This window comes from Methanoculleus frigidifontis, assembly GCF_030464345.1.
GTDB classification, from domain to species: Archaea; Halobacteriota; Methanomicrobia; order Methanomicrobiales; family Methanoculleaceae; genus Methanoculleus_A; species Methanoculleus_A frigidifontis.
In genome coordinates this window covers 47,894-68,755 of the sequence record NZ_VCYH01000012.1, presented here as the reverse complement: position 1 = coordinate 68,755, position 20,862 = coordinate 47,894, and the positions used below count along the sequence as shown (strand labels likewise).

Sequence of the window (20,862 nt, the reverse complement as noted above, 5' to 3'; positions counted from 1 at the left end):
CTAATGTTTGTACTCATTTTCTCTGACACTTGCATTGTAACCGCGGGCATAGCCTATTCGCAGACCAATAAGCAACGCAACGCCCGCGACTATTACCAGTCCAATTCCCACAAGAAGGGGCGAGACCCCGAGGGGTTTTGCCTCAGAATAATCCAACAATAGATTTGCTTCAAATGTCAGGCCTTTATCATGCAGATCGATAATAATGTCACGTAGCAGCTGATCCGGAACGGCGTTTAAGCGATCGGAGTAGGAGGCCTCCTCTGGAATCTCGATGTTGAAAACCTTTGTATCTGCCTTGCCAACGACGAAGCCGTCTTTATCGAACGACTGAACCCGATAATGGGTATAGCCTGTTTTGCGAGGGTCTCGAGTCGTGATCACAAGACCGTGGGCTTGAATTACTTCAGTGATCTGAGGAGCTTTACCAACAACATGGATGATGACTGGTGTGCTGCTGTCCTCCAGAATATCAAAATTGAGGGTCTGGTTATTGTAAATTGTTTCTCCTTCAGGTAATTTCAAAAAACCAGGCTCTGTAATATTCCACAAAGGTGACTCATTACATGGCTGCAGATCTGTTTCAAATTCAATCTTCGAAACCTGTGGTTGCAGACCACCAATCTTCAACGTGAAATCTACGACATCCCCTTCTGGATGAAGGGAGTTCGGCATACCCTCTACAACAATTACGTCCGTTGCAGCCGCATTTCCAACAACTAAACAGCTGAGAGTGACTAAAATCAAAAATAGCAGTTTTAGTGAACCCGATTTCGAGTGCGCCATGATCGATAATACGCATTCAGCATAATAAGCATTACCATTTGCTTGACCGGATTGGCGACACTTATATCTGTTATAACGACATCTAAGCAGCACAACTGAATAGCAGCGTGCCACAGCACTCTTTTGACCGTTGAATTCCGTATGTCTTCATGTTCGTTATGTGCTGGGCGCATTCAGAAGACAGGTTACTTCTGTATCAAGCTCTTTTAGGAGGACTCCTCAGCAAGATACAACAGACTCTGAGATCCATCTGTACAGCAAAAAGAGCCCGCATTGAGGACATCCAATAAAGAAACAAGTGATTATATTTTTTGGGATTCTGAATGTCACACTGCTATTTTCCATAAATAATGCATTACAGCAGAGCACCATTAACAAAACTTATATAATATATCTTGAGAAAATACCAGATTAGCAAAAGGCCAGGTCGACTGGAATCTTATGCGCGGTGTTTGTGAGTTATGGAAGACGAAGAATCGCTGGAAGCCCTCTATTGACATGGCGCTCCGCGAAGAGGACCCGGAGACGAAGGCTTGCTATTATCGGAAGATACTCGGCGTATCGCCGAATGCTGCGTCGCTCAATAATCTCGGAAATATTCAGGTGCAGCCCTCGAATGGTATGCACGGGCGCTGGAGATCGACGAGGAGATTGCCATTGCCTGGAACAACAAGGGGTACGTCCATACGATCCTCGGCCAGTACGACGAGGCAATCGTATGCTTTGACCGGGCGCTGTACCTTGAACCGGAGGATGAAACCGCCCGGAAGAACAGGTCTATCGCCGAGCGGCGTAGGACGTCCGAGAGCGGGTGAAGGCTAACTTTAGGGGTATGGAAGCATGGTAGAGATACAGATCAGCAGGTATTTCGAGACGGAAGATGCGGATGAATGTGCAGAGCTGCTTGTCGAGTCGGAATGTATCGACCCGGCTGTTGCTGCAGAGATCCGGTCAACGGTAAAATGGGTCTCGGTTGCTTCGGCCGATGACGGCTCTCTCGTTCTGCGGCTTTCGGCATCAGCGATGCAGAATCCCGCACTGCGGGAGGAGCTCGAGGGGCTTGTAGAGACCCTGACCGAAAAGGAGCGTGTGCTGCGCTCGCCGGCCTACCGGAATAACAGGCTGCTGGACGATCTGGTGTCGTCTCTCCAGGGCGATAAAGGAGAGCTCGATGCGCCGGACACGGGGGAACGCTCTCCGTCACAGTTTGAACTTGACAGAATCCTCCTCTCCCAGGCCATCTGCAGTGGAGAGGAGGTTTTGGAGGGGCACAAGTGGTACGACACCATCCTCACAAACAATCCCGACGACGCAGTTGCCTGGAACGCGAAGGGGCTCGATTTTGTTGCAAAAGGGGAGTTTAAGGAAGCGTTCGCCTGCTTCACCCGTGCCCTGGAGATCGATCCCGGGTATGCGCAGGCCCGGTATAACCGTGACCATATCCCTCAGATGTACTATTTCGAATGATAAAGGAGCAAATCCAAACAACCAGTGTATCCCTATCTCTGATACCTTACACTCACACCGAACAAGGAACGCACATTGTCCATGAGCTACTTGCCGTCGCCAAAGCAGGCAGCTGCCCAAAGAGGGTGAAAGGCCGATCTCTGCACTAACTACTGTCACTGCAGTGATACTGGAGAATAAGGCATTGGCACAATTGCTTGAAAGTGCCGCTAAGGGGAACGCGGTCAGCCGAGGATGACCGGGTAACGCTACCGGGTATTATCCGGCGACAAGCGCGGGCAGGACGAGCTCCTGCTGAAGCGGTACCTCTGGCACGCCTTCTTCACCGACCGCTACGAGAATGCAGCCGCAACCCGTGCGTTCGCCGATTTCACCGCCCTGAAGCGGATCGTCACCGGTGAAGAAAAGCCGGACGGCACTCCGTACGGCATCGGGGACGTTCCCATCTTCGCCGACCACGCCTTCGTCGAGGCCGAAGAACTGATGACAGCCGAATGGCCGAAAGGGGCAACCATCCGGGGCCGCGGCGTGCTTGCCGTCGCCTGCCGGCCGGGAGCCCTCGACTTCGCAACCGGCGAGCGCCTGAATGGAGACGCGATTGAGCAGCGCCACTACCACCATATCTACCCCGACGCCCTGCTGAAGGAAGCGGATATCAACAGTTTCCTGGCACTGAACTGCGCACTCATCGCCGATACGACCAACATGGCCATCGGCCGGAAAGACCCGCTCCGCTACCTCAAGGACCGGTATGAATGGACGTCGGAGACGATTGTTCGCGATCGGCTGCAGTCGCATCTCATTCCCATCCGCGAGCTCGCCAACGGCGGTTACGAAGGCCTGTCTGAGCCTGAGAAGAACGAGAAGGTGAAGGCCGACTTTGAAGCGTTCCTTCGCGCCCGTGCGGAGCTGATGCTCAGGGCGGCGAGGCAGCTTGCGGAGGGGCGGCAGGTGAGTGCCGGGGAGCTCTGACCCCGCCATCATTCTCCCCTCAATGCAAGAACAACTTGATCGAGAACCCAATCACACGCTGCTTCTCACCGTGAACGCCCCCGAAACCCCCCGGGTGCCCTTCAGGTAATCGCTCGTGCGGGTAAGGGCGCTCTTCACACCCCGGTTCTGTGAGACGCCCTTCTTCGGGTGCTCGCAGAGTCGGATTTTCTCCAGAGTAAGAGCAAGCCACGGCCGCCTTCTCGCTTCCCCTTGCCAGACACGCAGCCCCTGCCGTTTCTCCTGCTCGACCAGATAGGCTTTCACCTCGTCGCGGGTGAGGAAGACGGCGTCGCCGTAGGTATCGAAGATACGCGAGCGGGTCGTCGGCGATGACGATCCGCCCGATGGCGGCCTCGCCGGCGTAGCCGGTGTCCTCGTGCGACTGGTAGAAGACGAGTTGCACTATACCCCCTATCCACCGTTACCTCCCGGCAGTTCTTGATTAGCCCTTTGCAGCCGCAGATTGTAAAACAGGTACTTTATATCGATTAAAAAAAGATACCCTTTCCAGATAGGTGGCGATCCGTCGTATGGGGCTCCGATTTTTTCGAGGAAGGCGTGGGGAACACGGGCATGAGCACCGGCAGCTGAAAGAGATCGTTGCAGAACTCAGGGAAGAGTACGACGACGAAACGGTGTTTGTGCTCACCAATGTGCGGGTATCCTCCGGGGAACTCGATTGCGTGGTGCTTGCTCCCGGCGGTCCGGTCATCCTCGAACTCAAGGCATACCAGGGAGAGATTATCGGGCTGGAGAACGGGGTCTGGGAGGTCAGAACCGCAGAAGGCGCGGTCGTCCCGCTCAGGAAAAACCTGTTTGAGCAGCTCGAAAGAGAGCGGTTCAGCTTCCTCGACAAACTGCTGCCGATCCGGGAGAAGCATTTTCCAGAGATCGACGAGAAGTACGTCCGACGGGTAGGGGCCTGGGGCTATTTTGAGGCCGGGAGCGGGTATCCCGACGGCCAGGTCAATACCCGTGCGTTCCCGTGGTTCGCGATCGTCACAGCACAGACCCTCCTGGAAAATCTCAGGTTCAACGCCACCGGGTATACCCTCCTGCCGGTGGACATGGAGGCGATCGTCCAGGAGCTCCGGCTGGAAGAGTACGATCCGGAGACCGATAGGGCAGTTCCGGCCGAAGAGCCGGTTCTCCCGGCTCCACGCGTAAAAGCAGAACCAACACCCGCAGCGCCGGTGGACCGGCCGGATCCCTCGCGGGTGCGGCTGCCCCGGCCGGCACCTCCCCAGCCGTGCACTGCCGGCCCGCTCGCAGAGGAACAGATCCTCGAAAGCCCCAAGCCCCTCTCCCCGAGCCAGCGGGAGGCAGTCCTGTCCCAGAACACCAGCATACGGATCATCGCAGGAGCCGGCGCCGGGAAGACCGAGACCCTGACCCGGAAGATCGTCCACCTCCTCCTCGTCGAGCAGGTCGACCCCGCGTCGATCGTCGCGTTTACCTTTACAAAAAAGGCGGCCCAGAGCATGAAGAGCCGGATCTACGACCGGGTCGCACATCTGGGTGGCGAAGAGGCGTGCTCCCGCCTCGGGGAGATGTACATCGGGACGATCCACGCCTACTGCCTCTCGCTTTTGCGGGACGCCTGCGGTTATGGCAACTGGGGGGAACTCGATGAAAACCAGGAGATGGCTTTTCTGCTCCGGGTCGGCTGGGACTGCCACTTCCCGGAGGGGGGCAACTACCCCCGGAAGTGCGAGGCCTTTCTGAAAAACCTCAACGTCGTCTATGCGGAGATGCTCGACCGCACCGTCCTCCGCGAGCAGGCTCCCGGGTTCTCCGCCTCCCTTGAAGCATACGAGGACGCCCTCGCACGCCACCGGCGCCTGACCTTTAACCGCATGATCCATATTGCTGTTGAGCAGCTGGAGCGTCATCCCGGGCTTGCGGCGAACGTCAGGTACCTCATCGTGGACGAATACCAGGACATCAACCGGGCGCAGGAGCGGTTGATCCAGCTGCTCGGGACGAATGCCCGGACATTTGTTGTGGGCGATCCCCGTCAGACGATCTACCAGTGGCGCGGCTCCGACGAGCGGTGTTTTGAACAGTTCGCCGAGGGCCTGAATCCGGATGAGGTCACGATCGCAGAGAACCGCCGGAGTGGGACGGCGATCCTTGACGTGGCAAACACCGTAGCCGACGGGTTCGCCGGCAGGCGGTATGACCCTCTTGCCGCGTTCCGGGAGGTCCCCGGGGGTGTGTACCTTGTCGGGTGCAGATCCGATCTCAGTGAAGCCGAATGGATCGCCGACCAGATCAAGCGCTACGTCGATGCAGAGAACTGCAGGTACAGTGATATCGGAATCCTCCTCCGGAGCGTCACCACGTCCGCGCCGGTCCTCATCGATGAGTTCCGGAAACGTGGGATTCCTTTCGTCGTGGGAGGGAAGGTCGGCCTGTTCCGGCGCCCGGAGGTCCTGGCCGTCGCGAAGCTGTTCATGTGGGTCGTGGAAGGCGGCTACTTCCAGAAGTCCCGGTATGACTTCAACGAGGTCTACATCGACGACGACCTCCTCCGTTCGGGATGCCGGGACTGGAAGGAGGTGATCCCGGGCGGCACCCTTCCCGGGGATATCGGGGAGCGGCTCTCCGCGTGGAAGGCTGCGGCGGCGGGTGAGGCCTTCCCCGATCTCATCACGATGTACTACGATCTCCTGAATACGCTCAGCTACCAGCGGTTTGATCCGCAAGACCCCGGGGATGCAGTCGCGCTGGCGAACCTGGGCAAATTCGCGAAACTGCTCACCGACTTTGAGTCGATCAACCGGTTTGGTGGCGCACCGAGAGACTGGAATCAGTTGCTTGCGTGGCTCTGCGAGTACGTCAACGCCTACGCAACCTCAGCCTACGACGAGCAGTCACCCGACGACGTCCGGGGCGTTGAGGCGGTGCAGATCATGACCGTCCACCAGGCAAAAGGCCTTGAATGGCCGGTGGTCTTTGTACCGGCGATTGTGGATGGCCGGTTCCCGTCCGGCATGATCGGGAAGCCGCAGGAATGGCTCATCCCGAGGGAGCTCTTCGATGCGGAGAAGTACGAAGGGGATCTGGAGAGCGAGCGGAAACTGTTCTACGTTGCGGTCACCCGTGCCAGGGATCTCCTGGTCGCAAGCTGCTTTGCTTCCCAGAACGGAAGGCCGAAGCGGATGAGCGTGTTTGCGCAGGATTTCGCCGACTCGGAGCAGGTAACGTTCCTCGAGGAGAGCGATGCACTGCCGTTCCACCCTCTCTCCGCCACCGGAGAGACGGACGAGATCCAGACCTACACCGCCGGGGAGCTGATCACCTACGGCAAATGCCCGCACCTCTACCGCTTGCGGCAGATCTGGGGCTATGAGCCGCCCCTCTCCGACCTGATCGGCTACGGGAAGGCGCTTCACGCCTGTATGGGCGAGGCGGCCGAGATGATCAGGGCCGGTCAGATCCCGGTCAGCGCCGTCGCACGGGCGGTGGATCAGCATTTCTTCATGCCCTATGTGGACGGCGCACGGCTCGAGAAGCTCAGGGCGGATGCCAGGGCGAAGCTCCTGAAGTTCAGCTCCGATCATACGGAGGATATGCGAGGGGTCCGGGAGATAGAGGCACGGATCGAGTTTCCCATGGAACACGCCACGGTCGCCGGTCGCGTCGACCTTGTCCTCCAGCAGGGCGACGGCCTCGAGGTGCGGGACTACAAGACCTCCGGCAAGGTGGTCACGCCGGAGGAGGCTGCGCTGCAGGTCCGCCTCTACGCGCTCGGGCTCACCACCTGCGGCGAACAGGTGGGATCGGCATCGCTCGCCTTCCTGCAGGACTCCTCGGTCGTCCCCGTCAGCGTCGACGCGGACCAGCTCGACGCCGCGAGAACGACGGCCAGAACCTACATCCAGGGGATCAATAACCGGGAATTCCCGGCTCAGCCGGGTCCTTTCTGCCTCCGGTGCGACTACGGACCGATCTGTCGCTGGAAGGCGCGGTAGGGAAGGGAGGTGTTGCCATACCCCCAGATGAAGTCAAAGAATGACCTGCAGGATCGTGGAGTGCTATCCTGTGATCCGACTACACGGATCGCCAGTCTCAACAGCGTTTTTTGAGAACTCGACAAATGATTGAAGGCCTGATTTCCTATTTGCACAGAAGAGAAATTTCCCGGAGGGGAGGTTATCCCGAACTGTGCGGCACGCCGCACTGCAGCAGCCGCTCCGCATACGTTTCAATGAGCTCCCGGTGGGCGATCGTCTCCCGCCACGACCGGGGAATACCCTCCACCCCGTAGTAGGCGCCGGCGAGCTGTCCGAAGACCGCCCCGGTGGTGTCGGCGTCGTCGCCGAGGTTCACGGCCAGCAGGCACCCCTCTGCGAACGTGCTGCTCCGGCTGAAAGCCCAGAGCGCCGCCTCAAGGGAATTTACGACGTAGCCGGTCCCGCGGATCTCCGGCGGGTCCCGGTGCAGGAACGAGCCTGCCGCGACGGCGTCGATCTCGTCGCAGAGCGGGCGATCCTGCCAGGAGCCGGCGACCGGCGCGTACCGCTCTGCGAGCAGTTCCTGCTTCGGCGCACCCGCAAGGGCACCGACGATGAGCGCCCCGAAGTAGCGGCAGGCGTCCACGGTCACGGTCAGGGCGTGGGTCGTCCGGGAACTCTCGCCGGCGAGCTCGATCGCCCGGGCAGGATCGCCGGCGTAGAACATCGGCACCGGCCCGAGCCGCATGATCGACCCGTTGCCTGCGGAACGCGGGCTTTGCAGTCCCGGAAAAGGTTCCCGGGATGCCATGAACCGGCAGAGCGCCTCCCGCGTCGTCGTCCCGATATCGAAGCAGGTGCCGGTGCTGCTGAGATGCCCCTCTGTATACCAGCGGGCGTAGCGCTCCAGCTGGTCGACGGGGTCAAACCCTCGCGTCTCGATCAGGCTCTCTGCAAGGCAGAGGGCGAGGGACGTATCGTCGGTCCACTCTCCGGGCCTGAGGTGGAACGGACCGCCGCCGATCATATCGTCGATGGGCTCGAATGTCCCGGGCGGCCGGAACTCGAGTGTCGTCCCGAGGGCGTCGCCGACGGCCAGGCCGAGCAGGCAGCCGCGATAGCGTTCGCTGCGGTTCATGGGTACTCTCATCAGGATAATTTGTTTGCTGTAATAATATGCACATAGACTGTGTTCCCGATTGATCTGTCTTATATACTGTCCAAAGCCAGCCCTCAAAAGACAATTGCCCCCTTTTAAAATAGTAAATATCCCCTTTCCAGCAGAAGAATCCCGCAAAATTCAGGTTAAAATCACAAAATTAATAAATCTCCTCGTAAACCACTCCAATATTCAGGTTCCGTGAGTATATGCAGGCAGACTCTTCTGAAATTCAGCCATTCAACGAACTGCCTGAAGCCTTGGTAGAAGAGTTGCTCGATCAGTGCGGAACGATGGGAGAGACGCTCTCCCATTCATTTCGGCATCTCCTCGACAGTAAAGTCGAGATTCGGACTGCTTTGGCAGATAACGGTTTACTAAAACACGATTCTGATCTCCTCACGAACCATTCCTATCCGACGAGTTGTGGCGTAGACGGTGCGTACACCCTGGAGCGGCTGCTCTCCACCGACATGGTGGCAGTAGCCGGGGTCGCCGTTGAAGGACTGACGCCGCCGAGCGAGACCCGCGTCCGCTCAAAGGTGCGGTGATCGAGCATTCCGGGCAGCGGCCGGACATGTGCAGATCTTTTCGCTTTCTTCAGACACGTATAACTGATGATGCCATCGAGAGCATCGAGGAGTTTTTAAAAAGACATTTCACCGCCGGAAGATCTCAGCAGCCGCCGGCTTGAACGCGCCGCAATTGAGCGCATGCTTACTATCATCGGCGAGGCAGCGAAGAACATCTCCGTGCAGATGCGAAGAAAACACCCGGAGATCCCCTGGAAAGAAGCAGCAGGAATGCGGGATAAGATCAGCCATCACTACTTCGGCGTGGATTACGAAGCGGTATTTCTGACGATACGCGACGACCTGCCGGTACTGAAGCAGGGAATCCGTGCAATTCTCGATGAGGCCGACCGGGTATCAATTTCTCACAGCGGCGAAGGATGACTCCGGCCGCTGCTTCAGATGAACGCTCTCCTTTCACCGAAGGCTACTCCCGCAGATACTTTCCGCCGACCGGCACGAACCGTTCCGGCTTCTCCGGATGTTCATATTGACTGACGTTCTCCAGCTCGAGCGCAAGCCACGGCCGCTTCGTCGCCGCTCCTTTCCGGACCTGCGGGCCCCTGCCACTTCTCCGGATCGGCCCGGCAGGCAGCAGCCTCGTCGCGGGTGAGGAAGACGACGTCGCCGGCATCCTCGTGCGACGGGGAGAAGACGAGAGCGTCCCGGTCAGGCAAGCATCATCCCAACTGCTCCGCGGGAGTTTTCCTCGCAGCGTCGGATCGCCGGGATCGAATCCTTCTCAATACACCCGCTTCTCCGGAATCACCCCTCGCACCCCGCCCCGCGGCTCCTCCATATCCCCACCATACCGCGGGATCACGTGCACGTGCAGGTGCATCACCGTCTGTCCGGCGGCTTCGCCGACGTTCACGCCGATGTTGTAGCCGTCGGGACGGAACCGCTCATCGAGGAGCTCTTTCGCCTCGCGGACGAGCGCGAAGAGGGCGGCCTGCTCCTCGTCCGTCGCGTCGAAGAACCCGGCGACGTGCCGGAAGGGGATGATCAGCAGGTGGCCGGGGTTCACCGGGTACTTGTCGTAGCGGGCGTAGCAGCGATCGTTGGCGAGCACGATCTCCTCGGGACGAGGACTGCAGAACGGGCAGGTCAGATCGCCCATGCCGCGTACCCCCGGACGTCGATTAAGTAGGCGCAAGTGTCGGCGAGGCGCTCGAACGCCGCATCCTGCCAGCCGCTCTGCAGCCGCTTGCTGCCGAGGAGCGAAACCGCGATCTCCCGCTCGAACGGGCGTGGTGCGTGGTCGTGGAGCAGGTCCCAGTAGCCGACGATGCATTCCCGGCGGGACTCAAGGAGCGGGCGGGTGGGGATCCGGTCGCGCTTTTCGGCGTTGACCGGCGCGAGGGCGGGGAGCAGGTTCCAGAGGTCGTTGTTCTTCCAGACCGAGAACGGGAGGACGTGGTCGATATGCATCGCCTCCGGCGAAGATATGGCTCTGCCCGACCAGACGCAGGTCAGCCGCCCCTCCTCCGCGAAGACCGAGCGGTAGATGCCGCGTGCATCCGCGATCGCCCGCTCGGTCGTCGGCGTCCTCGCAAGCAGGGAGAGCATGCACTCTTCGGTGACGGTTCCGGTCTTGTCCGCCGCCGCGGTGAACGCAGCCCACTTCTTCAGCAGGCACTCTTCCCCGGAGATGAAACTCCCGAAGTACTCGAAGATCGTGCAGAGGTCGCGGGAGAGGGAGAACCGGCCGGCGTTCTCGATCAGATAGAGCCGGTCGACCGGGCGGCCCTTCGGCAGCCGGTACAGCGGCCGGGAGCAGTCGAAGACCGAGTAGTGCTCCTTCGCCTGCGAGTAGCCGAGGTGCTTCATCGGCATCTGGGTGATGGTGGTCCGGATACTCTTCACCAGCGTCCGGAGCGCCGGCTGGATCTCCTCCGGGACCGAGCCGCGGGTGTAGTCGCTGGAGAAGACCGACAGCCCGCCCCGGTCGCGGTAGTAGTCGATGACCGGCATGAAATGCTTCCGAAACGTTACGGCCTTCCCGGCATTCTGGTCCGGCGTCTCCCCGTTCTTCTGCGGGATGAACGTCGCCGCCGCGAAGATCGGATAGTAGTAGAGCAGCCACTTCTCGACGAGCAGCCCGAGCGGGAACGAGACCGCATCCCCATCGTCCTCCCGGAGATGCGGGAACTGCTGGCAGACCTCGATGACCGCCCGCAGAAGAGCGTACTTATAGGTCGCGTCGGCGCTGTCCCGCTCGATGATAGTATTGATCCTTCGGTATTCGGCGAGGTCCATGCTCTTCAGGGAGAAATCGGAGAGCGGGATGATATGGGTGCCGGTTTTGGTTTGGCATTGCGTGTATACCCTGAACTTTAACGAGACAATTAAACTGTGAGTCAAATAAATCCAGAAGCTTTAAATAGCCTTAAGAAAATTGTCACACATGGTGTTTAATGAACGAAGATTTCAGATCAGAGTAAGCAAACTCTATCAGGGCATGCTTAAACGATATAAAGAAGGAATCAAGAACACTGGAAAGAGAATTAACCCCTCCAGTGCCCAAGGCCAAATGGTTGTAGATAATTGTCAACGAAGATGTACAATTTGTTTAAAACCGTACGATAAAGATCCCGGAGATTTTGAAATTCATCATCTGGACGGCGATAGAAGTAATACAATTACAGATAACTTAGAATTGTTATGCCATAGTTGCCATAAAAAGGCAGGTGTTCATGCAAGAGCGAAGCTCAAGGACTATAAGCAAAAACAGGGAAAGGCTGAACAGTCCAAACCTGTTGGACATACTCAAGAAAACAAACCTCCTAAAAAACCATCCAAAAAACGCCCTACTAGCGTATTAGACGAGTGGAACAGCCAGCAGCAGGATGCAATGAACGAGTGGAAGAAGAGGACTAAAATTTTTTAGTCCAATATGTTAATAGACAATCATTCTACTCGGAAGAAGCAGAAATGGCAGTAACGAGCAATCCTTATCGATAATAGGCCGTGTAGCAGTCATCACAGATCGGCCGGGTTTTCGTTGTCGCACATTTGACTCCACACTTATGGCAGAATTTCTCTTTATAGCTAGGGTTATTGAAGCGTGACCAGGAGGCGAAACACTTTGTGCAGTATGGTTTTTCCGGGTTGTAGTCGATCATCTCTCCGCACCGGATGCAGTGCGCCTCCTCACCCAGCACCGAGTCAAGCGCCTTCTCAAAGAACCCTTTCTTCGGAGGAGTCTTCAACTTTGGCGATATTGTCTTGTAGGGCTTTTTCGGTTCAAAGACCCGTTGATTTGCCGAAGTAGCACCAGTTGTTCGACCACCACGCTCCGGATGGCTCGCTTTCAGAATTCTATCGATTTCGTTGACGGTCTGGGTATAGAGGTCGAGATCCGTTTCGCGCGAGAACCGAACACCCATCTCCCAATTGTTGCTCTGTGAGTGTTCGTACATGTTCATCGAGGTGATGATGCCGAACTGCTCGTTGAGATAGCATTTGGCATGGAGATCGTTGCATTTATAAATCTGAACGCTCTGCAGTTGTTTGAAAAATGCCAGATCCTCCGGGTTCAGGGTCGCGTCGCTCCGGTAGATGATGTTGATAGGAATCCTCTTGTCGTCGATACTCTGGAGGTATTTCTTATTGTGCGGAGTCAGGTTGATGTACGGGCTGACAATAGAGATCTGCTCCGCAGCGTTCTTGATGAGATCAGAGATCGCTGCACTGACACCCAATGCATCGAGAAAATCGGCCATGAGACTGCTCCTAATGTGATACATTGTGGCAAGGAGACGAAAAATGTTTTTATATGCTCGTTTAGCCCCTGAAAGAGAATAATTCGTCCTATACAAGAATGGATAGCTCATGCGAAGGCATCACAGTAGATCTTCCGCTCCTGATCCGAGCAGCATAACTCTTTTATGATTTCAACAACCGAGAAGAAAGGGATGAGATCCTCTGCGAACTTCGCAGGATAGTACAACCACTACTTGAGGAAGTTGAGCACACTCGACCAAGTGTTTTGGCAAGCGTTGAAGAAGGCATTTAACGAAACCAGCATATTAAGGGAAAAAGTGAGTGCAGTAACAATAATGCCGATAATAGGGATCGAAGATCAACGATAACATGGAGCGTGCCGGATGCAGCTGACCGTCATCGCCGGGTTCGGGGTGGGCGATATCGATACCTCCGAGATAGAGCCGGCAGTCCTGGAGATAGCAGTCGAGCCGGAGCGAGGCCGCGTTGTGGACGAGATCCTCCTCGGCCACGCGATCGGGGGGAACTTCCGCTGCACCGCAGAGCCGATCCCGGGCCGGTTCCGTATCGCCGTCGGCCAGTACAGCGACCTTGACCGCCTCGAGGAGGCGCTCGCGGAGATCGCAGCGCTGGAATACGATGAAACATCGTACAACGCCGTCAACATCTATACTGTACGGGATCTCGTCAGCGACCTGCGGCGGCAGCGGGAGGAGGCGGTCGCGAGAAAGGAGACCGACACGATCGAGGACGAGATCGCGACGGGGATCTACGGCGAGGGTTATTTAGAATACTAAGGATCATACCAGGGCTAAGGATCTATACCAGGGAGCGAAGCCTTGAGTACTAATCCAGATTAGTACTAACCATGGTTAGGAACTTCACCAAACGCAAAACTGAACGCACCCTTCTGAAAAAAGTGACACAATAGGGCCAGGAGGCCGACCTTCCATTGCACGGATGTCCCTGTTTTACCCAAAACGCCAGGGGATTCCAACCAAATGCTCTTTGAGAAGCATTAGCGGAAACAGTCTGAAAGAGAGGACTTTACAATTGAGCTGATCTCCTGGTCACTCCTCAACACGGAGTGCATCGATCACACCCGACCGGCGTGAGGTCTGAAGCCCCATTGCTGACGACAATCTGCCTGACCCAGGAGGTCCGGTGCTGGAACTACCATTGTCCCGCCGCTCATCCGAGCCTCGACTGGATCTGACGAATTCGATCAACGTCGCGGAATCTCGAATTGTACGGCAATTAAGTATAAATTCCCCGGATTGATACTGTAGGGTATGAGACTGCGTGTAGTGCTTGAACCCAGTGAGGAAGGAGGCTATACGGTCTATGTACCAAGCCTTCCCGGCTGTATCAGCGAGGGCGATACGAGGGATGAAGCACTGGAAAATATCCGGGAAGCTATTGACCTGTATCTTGAAACTGTTGAGGATGATCTCGTCTTTAGCGAAACAGCCGAGCAGATTGAGATTGCTGTATGAGTAAGGTACCTGTTCTTGATTATGACAAAATCGTTGCGGCTCTTCAACGGGACGGGTGGGTCGTCGTCCGCACGCGTGGCAGCCATATCCGCCTGCAAAAGCATCTGCCGGATAAAACACTGAAACTGACAGTCCCTATGCATAAACCGGTCAAGCGTTCTACTCTGTCGCATATTTTAAAACAGGCCGATATGACCGTCGAAGACCTGCATGATCTGTTCTAGGCCGTCACCCTTGCGCCCGGCGACACCGCCCGAAAAAGGAAGGCCGCTCCCCCGCCCGCCGTCCCGTCGCCACTCCTCCTCGAGGAGAGCAGGCCCGGTCTCGCGTCGACAAACTCCCGAATCGTGATTCATACTCATCTGGACTGGCATCACAGACGTCGGTCCCGGGCGGGGGTACCGGTGCTGAATTGCGTCCGGTCGTTCGATCGGAAGAGAGAAGATGCGGTGCTCTGATGGCTGGAACGAATGCACCCCGGTAATTGAGACAGAGGGATCTCGGTTGGATGCGTGCTATACAAAATGGGTTAAGCAAAACTTATATGTCAGCAATCAGGGCCGGATTCTTCGAGAAAACGACCCTCACAGAAGTCGTTCGGCATGTGCTACAGGAAACCTTATCCACAAGATTATCGCAGACCTGCGGATGCAAAGAGGCTGCTCAAAAAAATTCCCGCGGATGAGCAAGCACACGGTGCTTGGGTTCCTGGACGAGTATTCTTTGCAGACGACCGCCAATACCCAGCGGATGTGGTCGTTCGACCACCCGCCGCTCATGAAGAATACCGCAAAGATCCGGGTCAATACCTTCGCAATTTTTGCCGTCAACGGCACGTCCATCATCACGTTCCGGGAGCGCTCCAAACAGGAAGACATCCAGGAGGTGTTGAAAGAATATCGGAGGGCAAATCCAAACAAACGGCTCGTCATCGTCCTCAATAACTTCAAGTCGCATCATGCGGTTCTCGTCAGGCAGTAAACCGCCGGTAACAACATCCGCCTCGCGTATCGTCCACTCGTATTTCCGCTGCCAGACTTGACTATTGCCGTCCACGATTTCTGGGTGGATTGATCGGCAATTCCGGTAATAGAGTTACCATCCATCTACAGACTTGGCCGAACTTGGCGACAGTATGAAATCCCCATATAATCGAACGCATCAAAAATAACGCATGTTACACCCCCATTTTATGACACGAGCTCTAATGTCTCCCTATAACTGTCCGCACAGTTGCGCAACTGTACGTACAGTAGAAGAGAATCGAGGAAAAATGAGCAAATGGCAATCGGGACGAATTTGGAGCGTAAACGCCTTATATTAAGCCTCACGATATCAAAAGAGACGTATCACTACCTGAAAAACAACGTGAATAACGTATCTGGATTTGTTGATGCTATTATCAGACAGGTTATTCCAGGAATCGAGCCCTCATCCGCGGCTGTTTTCAAAAACGGGAGTGCTGCTATGGGGATTTGAACCCCAGTCGTCGGCGTGAAAGGCCGACATGATTGGCCCCTACACTATAGCAGCGCGCACAGGTGTGCCATATAACTTCGACGGATACAGATAAAAAAGTTTTGTTGCGGATATTTCTGCCCGCCGATCAGGCTATCGGGGTGCCTTGTGTCTCGGTCACGCGCTTGAAGCCGGCCATCAGCTGGCGGGTGACCGGTCCGGGCTTGCCGGTGCCGATGATACGGCCGTCGATCACGCGGATCGGGGCGACTTCCGCCGCCGTTCCGGTCACGAAGACCTCGTCGGCGGAGTAGAGATCGTAGTAGCCGAGGTTCTGCTCGCGGACGGTGATCCCGAGCGAGCGGGCGAGGTCCAGAACGACGAGCCGGGTGATCCCGCGCAGGTTGTTCAGGGTCGGCGGGGTGACGATCTCGCCGTTCTTCACAACGAAGATGTTGTCACCGGAGCCCTCCGAGACGTAGCCGTTCGTGTCGAAGAAGATCGCCTCGTCGCCGCCCTTGTAGTTCGCCTCGATCTTGGCGAGGATGTTGTTTAAGTAATTGAGGCTCTTGACGTTCGGGGGCATCGCCTCCGCCGGCGTCCTCCGGACCGAGACCGTCACCGCCGAGAGGCCCTTCTCGTAGAGGTCGCCGTACATCGCGCCCCACTCGACCGCGATGACGATGACCGTCGCCTTCGGGCACTTCCGGGGGTCGAGGCCGAGGTCGCCCCTGCCGCGGGTGACGATCGGGCGGATGTAGGCGTCGGTCAGGTTGTTCTTCCGCAGCGTCTCCCTGATGACCCCGGCCATCTCCTCCCGGGAGATCGGGACCGCAAGATCAAGCGTCTTTGCCGAGTCGTAGAGCCGCTCGAGGTGCGCCTCGAGCTGGAAGATCTTTCCGTTGTAGGCGCGGATCCCCTCGAAAACACCGTCTCCATAGAGCAGTCCGTGATCGAAGACCGAGACCTTCGCCTCCTCCTCGGGAACGTACCGGCCGTCAAGATAAATGATCATATACTGATTTTGGCACCTGCTCTTTACAATAGTTCCGCTTCATCACCGATACCAAAATTACGGCAGAAAGAGCGTAGAGCCGGAGGATTCAGCTCCGGATGCGGCACTGATCGACGAAATGCGCGAACATCCCCCGGCTCGCGACCGGGTGGAGGTGGACGTAGCTCGCGAGCGTCCGGTCACGCACCGCCCCGTCACGACCGTCCGCGATCCCGCCGCCCCGGGAGAGGCGGTAGGCGTAGCGCACCCCGTCCGCGAGCCGTACGTCGCTGTAGTGGAACTCGTGCCCCTTGAAGGCCGCGGCCCCGAGCGGGCAGTCCGCACTGCTCGCCCCCACGACGTAGCCGAGCATCCGGCGGGAGGGCATCCGGGTCTCGCCCGCAAAAACCCCGGCCGTCTCGTAGACCTCCTGCCGTTCGGCGCCGTGGAACCCGGGCGCGAGCACCATCCGCTCGGTGAGGTAGATCAGCCCGCCGCACTCGGCGTAGATGGGAGTCCCGCGGCGGGATTCCTCGCACAAAGCCTCCCGCAGGGGTGCGTTCGCCTCGAGCTCGGGACCGAAGAGCTCGGGGTAGCCGCCGCCGAGGACGTAGCCGTCCGCCTCGGGAAGGCGGTCGTGGATCGGCGAGAAGGGGACCGGCTCGGCACCCTGCGCCCGGAGAACGTCGAAGAGCTCGGCGTAGTAGAAGTTGAAGGCCTCGTCGAGGGCGACGCCGATGCGGGTGTCCGGCTCCGGCGCGGCGAAGAAGGGGTCAAGCGCTTCCGGCGGCGTGTAGTCGTCCGCAAGCCCGAGGAGACGGTCGAGGTCGACGTGCTCGCCGATCTTCTCGGTGATCGCCGCGATCCGCTGGTGGAAGTCCTCGTTTCCGGAACCCTCGCGGTAGGGGACGAGCCCGAGGTGACGCATCGCAAGCTCCATCTCCGGGGTGCGGGGGATCGTGCCGACGACCGGGACGCCGCAGTAATGCTCGATCGCGGTCACGGCTTTCTCGCGGTGGCGGGTGCCGGTGAGGTTGTTCAGGATGACGCCTGTGATCCGCACCTCCGGGTCGAAGGCCATAAAGCCCTTCACGAGCGCCGCGGCGCTCCGGGTGATGCTCCGGGCGTTGACGACCAGGATGACCGGAAGGTCGAGGCGTTTTGCGACACCGGCGGTGCTCCCGAGGTCGGTGAGGGCCTCGGCGCCCTCGTAGAGCCCCCGGACGCCCTCGACGATCCCGAGATCCGCGTCCCGGCAGCCATGGTCGAAGACCATCCGGATCTCTTCAGGGCTCATCACGTAGCCGTCCAGGTTCCGGCACGGCCGGCCGGTCACCCCGGCGAGGTAAGAGGGGTCGATGTAGTCCATCCCGACCTTGAAGGTCTGCACCCGCCGCTCCCGCGCAAGGAGGGCCGAGAGCGCCAGGGTGATGCTCGTCTTGCCGCTCCCGGAACGGTCGCCGGAGACGAGGAATGTCTTCATGCCATGCTCCGCAGCACGGCGCCGAATTCGCTCTCGACGATCGCGCGGACGCCGAGGGTCTTGGGGTGCAGGTCGACTTCGACCACCACGTGAGCGTGGCCGATCTCCCGGAGAGGCTCCACCTGCCGGGGGCCGTTGGTGACCGAGAAGACCTCTATCCCGGCGGTGTACTCCGGCGGGATGGCGTGCGGGACGCCGACGAGGAGGACGAAGTCAGGGGAGAGTTCGCGGAGCCGTTCGCCGAGAGCGTCACCGAGCGCCCCGTACTCGTCGAGGGCGCCGAGGAGCTCGGGGTTCACGCCCCGCTCCCGCATCCCGGCAAGGATCCGGCTCGCGTCCTCCCTGACCTTCGGGAGCCCCCGCTGCTCGAGGTTCGCGATGTAGGTGACGTTCGCCTCCGGGCAGGCGTCATGGAGCGCGAGGAGCTCGTCGGCGAACATGTAGGCGGTCTCCTTCTTGGCGTTCATGATCGCGACGCCCCGGGCGCCGGAGCTGGCGAGTTCGAGCAATTTTCCGGCAGCGACGTGTTTCAGGTCGCCGCGGGACGGCGCGATATAGTCCTTACAGGCTGCTCCCCGGAGCCGCTCGACCTCGTTCGCCTTGCCGAGGAGGTGGCGCTGGCGTTCGAGCTCGTCGGCGCTGATCCAGCCCGCCGCAGCCGCGGGTTCGAGCGCGGCGATGACGCCGTCGATGTTCTCCCGGTAGCCGGCGTGGATGTCGACCGCGATCGTCGGGGTAGCGATCCCGGAGTCGCGGACCGCCGACTGCATATCCTCGCCGATGATCATCGCGACGCAGGTGCCGACGACCGCCATGCGGCGGGGCGAGAACGTCGCTTCCGCGTGGCGGAGCACCCGCTCGAGCGGTTCCTGGCCGCCGAAGATGAACTCGTTGTCTGCAAGCGACGTCGTCAGGACGCGCATCCCGTCCTCCTCGAGCAGCCGGGCGTGCTTGAACGAGCAGCCGGACGGCCCGTGGAGGACGGCGACGTCCACCCCGAGGTCACGCGCCGTGTAGAGCGCGGCCACGATCGAACTCGGCCTTGGTTGAATGTAGTGCATACGTCTCTATCTCCATGTCTTCACTGCGAGCACGATGCTCCCGTCGTCCGTGAGCGACCGGGCGAGGGCGAGCCCTTCGGCAAGGTCGGCGGCGGTGTGGGATCTCCCGCTCGCCGTCCAGTCGCTGCCGGTGTAGACGACCCGGTCCGGCCGGACGAGCGCGACGGCCCGCTCGACCTCCGCCGCCGGGAACCCCTCGCAGACGGTCTGGGAAAGCACCCCGATCACCAGGGTGATACGCTCTTCCCCGGAGAGGCTGCGGGCGTAGCGGGCGGCCTCGACCGTCGTCGCCACGTTCGTGCCGCTGTTTGCGTTGTCGACGATCAGGACGCCATCCTCGACCCGCGAGGCCATCCGGCCGGGCAGGGCGGCGAAGTCCGCGAGCGGGGCCGGATCGATCCCGAGGACGCAGGCGGTCGCCGCCGCCATCATCAGGGGCGTTTTGTAGCCGGCGAGGGTGCAGAGGGGATTTGCAAACGCTCCCGCGATCCCGCAGCAGTCGTAGCGGCAGATCATGCCCGCAAACGAGACCGCCTCCTCCGCCCGGACGGCGCCGGGGAGCGTGACCCCGGGCGGGACGACGACGGTCTTCGCCCGGGAAAGCGAGCGGCACTTCTCGGCGAGGGCGCTCTTCTTCCCGGCAGCGATACGGTAATCGTCGGCGCTCGTCAGCACCGCAACGTCGCCGGCGGCGGTCACCCCGAGCGACTCCTCGGCGATCAGCCAGCCGCCGGCCGCTTCTGCGGCCGGGATGACCGAGGCCGGGGTGATGCTCCGCCGCCAGAGAACCTCGCCGTCCGGGCAGCGCCGCGTCCCGGCCGAGGTGTGGAGGATGCCTGCGCCCGGCATCAGGTGGGCGAGGGCGTGGGCAGTCGTCGTCTTGCCGCGGGCGCCGGTGACCTCGATCATCGGCGACGGCACCGCATCGCGGAGAAGCATCCCCACCGCCTCGTGGTGGGAGACCGCGTCCGGCCGGAGCAGGGGGTGGTCCGGGTCGAGGTGGACGGGCGCAGTAACGCAGTCGTACTCCCGGGCAAGCGCTTCACTGACCGAGATCCCCCCCTCTCCCCGGTAGACGTCCACTGCGTCGACTTCGTGGCCGCGGGAGCGCAGAGCCGCGGCGATCTCCGCCCCCCCGTGGATGGTGTCCAGCACCAGCAGCCGCATACTGATTAGTCGGCGAGTTCGGCGACGACTTCTTTCGCGTTCTTCAGCATCAGCTCGGCGAGCAGCGGGTCGCTGCCGATGGGGCTTGCGTAGTAGAGCGGAACCTCTTTGCCGTTCAGCCGGAAGGTGCCCTTCCGGGTGCCCTCGGCGAGCCCGAGGATCCCGGGGATGTCCTTGTTGATGTGGATGCCCTTGGCAAGGAAGAGCGGCACCACGACGAGCATATCGATATCCTCACTGCGGAAGGCCTCGAGCTGCTCCTCGACCGAGGGGGTGTTGATGCTCATGAACCCGGACTTGACCAGGTATTCATCGGAGCGCTCGGCGATCATCGCGGCCGTCGTCTCGATGAGCTCCTTGTTGTGGGGAAGTTTGCTCCCGTGTCCGACCAGTAACATTCCTTTTGTAGCCATATAGCACAAGGTACTACGATAGGAATTTAAAATACTTACCGATTGTCCCCCACCGCATCGGCGCCGTCCCGTCCCGCGCCGGGTTCGTGCCCGGGGAGGGGTGGACGCAAAACAATTTCCCCTTCCAG

26 protein-coding genes and 1 tRNA gene are annotated in these 20,862 nt (G+C 59.2%); 12 read left to right on the top strand and 15 right to left on the bottom strand.

Going from position 1 to position 20,862, the window contains the following annotated elements:
• Positions 1–786, bottom strand: a complete 786-nt coding sequence (locus tag FGU65_RS14500) for a hypothetical protein (protein ID WP_301665214.1) — start codon at positions 784–786, stop codon at positions 1–3.
• A 632-nt stretch (positions 787–1,418) separates the two neighbouring features.
• On the opposite strand from FGU65_RS14500, the gene FGU65_RS15940 reads away from it, so the two are divergent.
• Complete coding sequence (locus FGU65_RS15940) at positions 1,419–1,601, top strand: tetratricopeptide repeat protein (protein ID WP_367652391.1); 183 nt, start codon at positions 1,419–1,421, stop codon at positions 1,599–1,601.
• A gap of 25 nt (positions 1,602–1,626) precedes the next feature.
• Positions 1,627–2,253, top strand: coding sequence for a tetratricopeptide repeat protein (locus tag FGU65_RS14495; RefSeq protein ID WP_301665213.1), 627 nt, complete (start codon positions 1,627–1,629; stop codon positions 2,251–2,253).
• Between the two features lie 258 nt (positions 2,254–2,511).
• On the opposite strand, the gene FGU65_RS14490 is transcribed toward FGU65_RS14495, so the two are convergent.
• Positions 2,512–2,712 carry a hypothetical protein gene (locus tag FGU65_RS14490; protein WP_301665212.1) on the bottom strand — a complete coding sequence of 67 codons (201 nt, stop codon included), beginning with the start codon at positions 2,710–2,712 and terminating at the stop codon, positions 2,512–2,514.
• 24 nt (positions 2,713–2,736) lie between these two features.
• Between FGU65_RS14490 and FGU65_RS14485 the strand changes: the two genes are divergently transcribed.
• Entirely contained in the window at positions 2,737–3,225 is a 489-nt protein-coding gene (locus FGU65_RS14485; protein WP_301665211.1) for a hypothetical protein, read from the top strand.
• 51 nt (positions 3,226–3,276) lie between these two features.
• Here FGU65_RS14485 and FGU65_RS14480 read toward each other — a convergent pair whose 3' ends face one another.
• On the bottom strand, positions 3,277–3,510 hold the full coding sequence (locus FGU65_RS14480; protein WP_301665210.1) for a hypothetical protein: 234 nt from the start codon (positions 3,508–3,510) through the stop codon (positions 3,277–3,279).
• Between the two features lie 266 nt (positions 3,511–3,776).
• On the opposite strand from FGU65_RS14480, the gene FGU65_RS14470 reads away from it, so the two are divergent.
• Complete coding sequence (locus tag FGU65_RS14470; protein ID WP_301665209.1) at positions 3,777–7,223, top strand: UvrD-helicase domain-containing protein; 3,447 nt, start codon at positions 3,777–3,779, stop codon at positions 7,221–7,223.
• Between the two features lie 181 nt (positions 7,224–7,404).
• Here the strand turns inward: FGU65_RS14470 and FGU65_RS14465 are convergent, their stop codons facing one another.
• Complete coding sequence (locus FGU65_RS14465) at positions 7,405–8,355, bottom strand: ADP-ribosylglycohydrolase family protein (protein WP_301665208.1); 951 nt, start codon at positions 8,353–8,355, stop codon at positions 7,405–7,407.
• A 269-nt stretch (positions 8,356–8,624) separates the two neighbouring features.
• On the opposite strand from FGU65_RS14465, the gene FGU65_RS14460 reads away from it, so the two are divergent.
• Positions 8,625–8,915 (top strand): hypothetical protein, encoded by a 291-nt coding sequence (locus tag FGU65_RS14460; protein ID WP_301665207.1) that lies wholly within the window; start codon positions 8,625–8,627, stop codon positions 8,913–8,915.
• A 162-nt stretch (positions 8,916–9,077) separates the two neighbouring features.
• Positions 9,078–9,320, top strand: a complete 243-nt coding sequence (locus FGU65_RS14455; protein WP_437344454.1) for a HepT-like ribonuclease domain-containing protein — start codon at positions 9,078–9,080, stop codon at positions 9,318–9,320.
• A 43-nt stretch (positions 9,321–9,363) separates the two neighbouring features.
• Here FGU65_RS14455 and FGU65_RS14450 read toward each other — a convergent pair whose 3' ends face one another.
• The 4 genes from FGU65_RS14450 to FGU65_RS14435 form a co-directional block, all read right to left on the bottom strand.
• Positions 9,364–9,444, bottom strand: a complete 81-nt coding sequence (locus FGU65_RS14450) for a DUF365 domain-containing protein (RefSeq protein WP_301665221.1) — start codon at positions 9,442–9,444, stop codon at positions 9,364–9,366.
• Positions 9,422–9,613, bottom strand: a complete 192-nt coding sequence (locus FGU65_RS14445) for a hypothetical protein (protein WP_301665223.1) — start codon at positions 9,611–9,613, stop codon at positions 9,422–9,424. The genes FGU65_RS14450 and FGU65_RS14445 overlap by 23 nt, the downstream gene beginning before the upstream one ends.
• Before the next feature lie 65 nt (positions 9,614–9,678).
• On the bottom strand, positions 9,679–10,056 hold the full coding sequence (locus FGU65_RS14440) for an HIT family protein (protein WP_301665206.1): 378 nt from the start codon (positions 10,054–10,056) through the stop codon (positions 9,679–9,681).
• Positions 10,044–11,195 carry a DUF8808 domain-containing protein gene (locus FGU65_RS14435; RefSeq protein ID WP_301665205.1) on the bottom strand — a complete coding sequence of 384 codons (1,152 nt, stop codon included), beginning with the start codon at positions 11,193–11,195 and terminating at the stop codon, positions 10,044–10,046. The genes FGU65_RS14440 and FGU65_RS14435 overlap by 13 nt, the downstream gene beginning before the upstream one ends.
• 148 nt (positions 11,196–11,343) lie before the next feature.
• Here FGU65_RS14435 and FGU65_RS14430 point away from each other — a divergent pair, with 148 nt between their 5' ends.
• The gene (locus FGU65_RS14430) at positions 11,344–11,826 is read left to right on the top strand and encodes an HNH endonuclease signature motif containing protein (RefSeq protein ID WP_301665204.1); all 483 of its coding nucleotides are present in this window, start codon (positions 11,344–11,346) and stop codon (positions 11,824–11,826) included.
• A 64-nt stretch (positions 11,827–11,890) separates the two neighbouring features.
• On the opposite strand, the gene FGU65_RS14425 is transcribed toward FGU65_RS14430, so the two are convergent.
• Positions 11,891–12,661 (bottom strand): phospholipase D family protein, encoded by a 771-nt coding sequence (locus tag FGU65_RS14425; RefSeq protein WP_301665203.1) that lies wholly within the window; start codon positions 12,659–12,661, stop codon positions 11,891–11,893.
• Between the two features lie 384 nt (positions 12,662–13,045).
• On the opposite strand from FGU65_RS14425, the gene FGU65_RS14420 reads away from it, so the two are divergent.
• The 5 genes from FGU65_RS14420 (at position 13,046) to FGU65_RS14400 (ending at position 15,637) form a co-directional block, all read left to right on the top strand.
• Positions 13,046–13,459 (top strand): hypothetical protein, encoded by a 414-nt coding sequence (locus tag FGU65_RS14420; RefSeq protein ID WP_301665202.1) that lies wholly within the window; start codon positions 13,046–13,048, stop codon positions 13,457–13,459.
• 495 nt (positions 13,460–13,954) lie between these two features.
• Positions 13,955–14,158 carry a type II toxin-antitoxin system HicB family antitoxin gene (locus FGU65_RS14415; RefSeq protein WP_301665201.1) on the top strand — a complete coding sequence of 68 codons (204 nt, stop codon included), beginning with the start codon at positions 13,955–13,957 and terminating at the stop codon, positions 14,156–14,158.
• On the top strand, positions 14,155–14,382 hold the full coding sequence (locus tag FGU65_RS14410; RefSeq protein WP_301665200.1) for a type II toxin-antitoxin system HicA family toxin: 228 nt from the start codon (positions 14,155–14,157) through the stop codon (positions 14,380–14,382). The genes FGU65_RS14415 and FGU65_RS14410 overlap by 4 nt, the downstream gene beginning before the upstream one ends.
• Positions 14,383–14,839: 457 nt before the next feature.
• The gene (locus FGU65_RS14405) at positions 14,840–15,139 is read left to right on the top strand and encodes a transposase (RefSeq protein ID WP_301665199.1); all 300 of its coding nucleotides are present in this window, start codon (positions 14,840–14,842) and stop codon (positions 15,137–15,139) included.
• A gap of 300 nt (positions 15,140–15,439) precedes the next feature.
• Complete coding sequence (locus FGU65_RS14400) at positions 15,440–15,637, top strand: hypothetical protein (protein ID WP_301665198.1); 198 nt, start codon at positions 15,440–15,442, stop codon at positions 15,635–15,637.
• Here the strand turns inward: FGU65_RS14400 and FGU65_RS14395 are convergent.
• The 6 genes from FGU65_RS14395 to cfbA all read right to left on the bottom strand — a co-directional run bounded on the left by FGU65_RS14395 (position 15,619) and on the right by cfbA (position 20,734).
• A tRNA-Glu gene (locus FGU65_RS14395) sits at positions 15,619–15,691 on the bottom strand. The genes FGU65_RS14400 and FGU65_RS14395 overlap by 19 nt on opposite strands.
• Positions 15,692–15,764: 73 nt before the next feature.
• Complete coding sequence (gene ilvE / locus FGU65_RS14390; RefSeq protein WP_301665197.1) at positions 15,765–16,631, bottom strand: branched-chain-amino-acid transaminase; 867 nt, start codon at positions 16,629–16,631, stop codon at positions 15,765–15,767.
• Positions 16,632–16,719: 88 nt separating this feature from the next.
• A complete protein-coding gene (gene cfbB / locus FGU65_RS14385) occupies positions 16,720–18,093 on the bottom strand; it encodes a Ni-sirohydrochlorin a,c-diamide synthase (protein ID WP_301665196.1) in 1,374 nt (457 codons plus the stop codon).
• Positions 18,090–19,154 (bottom strand): Ni-sirohydrochlorin a,c-diamide reductive cyclase catalytic subunit, encoded by a 1,065-nt coding sequence (gene cfbD, locus FGU65_RS14380; RefSeq protein WP_301665195.1) that lies wholly within the window; start codon positions 19,152–19,154, stop codon positions 18,090–18,092. The genes cfbB and cfbD overlap by 4 nt, the downstream gene beginning before the upstream one ends.
• 6 nt (positions 19,155–19,160) lie before the next feature.
• Complete coding sequence (gene cfbE / locus FGU65_RS14375; protein WP_301665194.1) at positions 19,161–20,321, bottom strand: coenzyme F430 synthase; 1,161 nt, start codon at positions 20,319–20,321, stop codon at positions 19,161–19,163.
• 5 nt (positions 20,322–20,326) lie between these two features.
• The gene (gene cfbA, locus FGU65_RS14370) at positions 20,327–20,734 is read right to left on the bottom strand and encodes a sirohydrochlorin nickelochelatase (RefSeq protein WP_301665193.1); all 408 of its coding nucleotides are present in this window, start codon (positions 20,732–20,734) and stop codon (positions 20,327–20,329) included.
• Between the last annotated feature and the right edge of the window lie 128 nt (positions 20,735–20,862).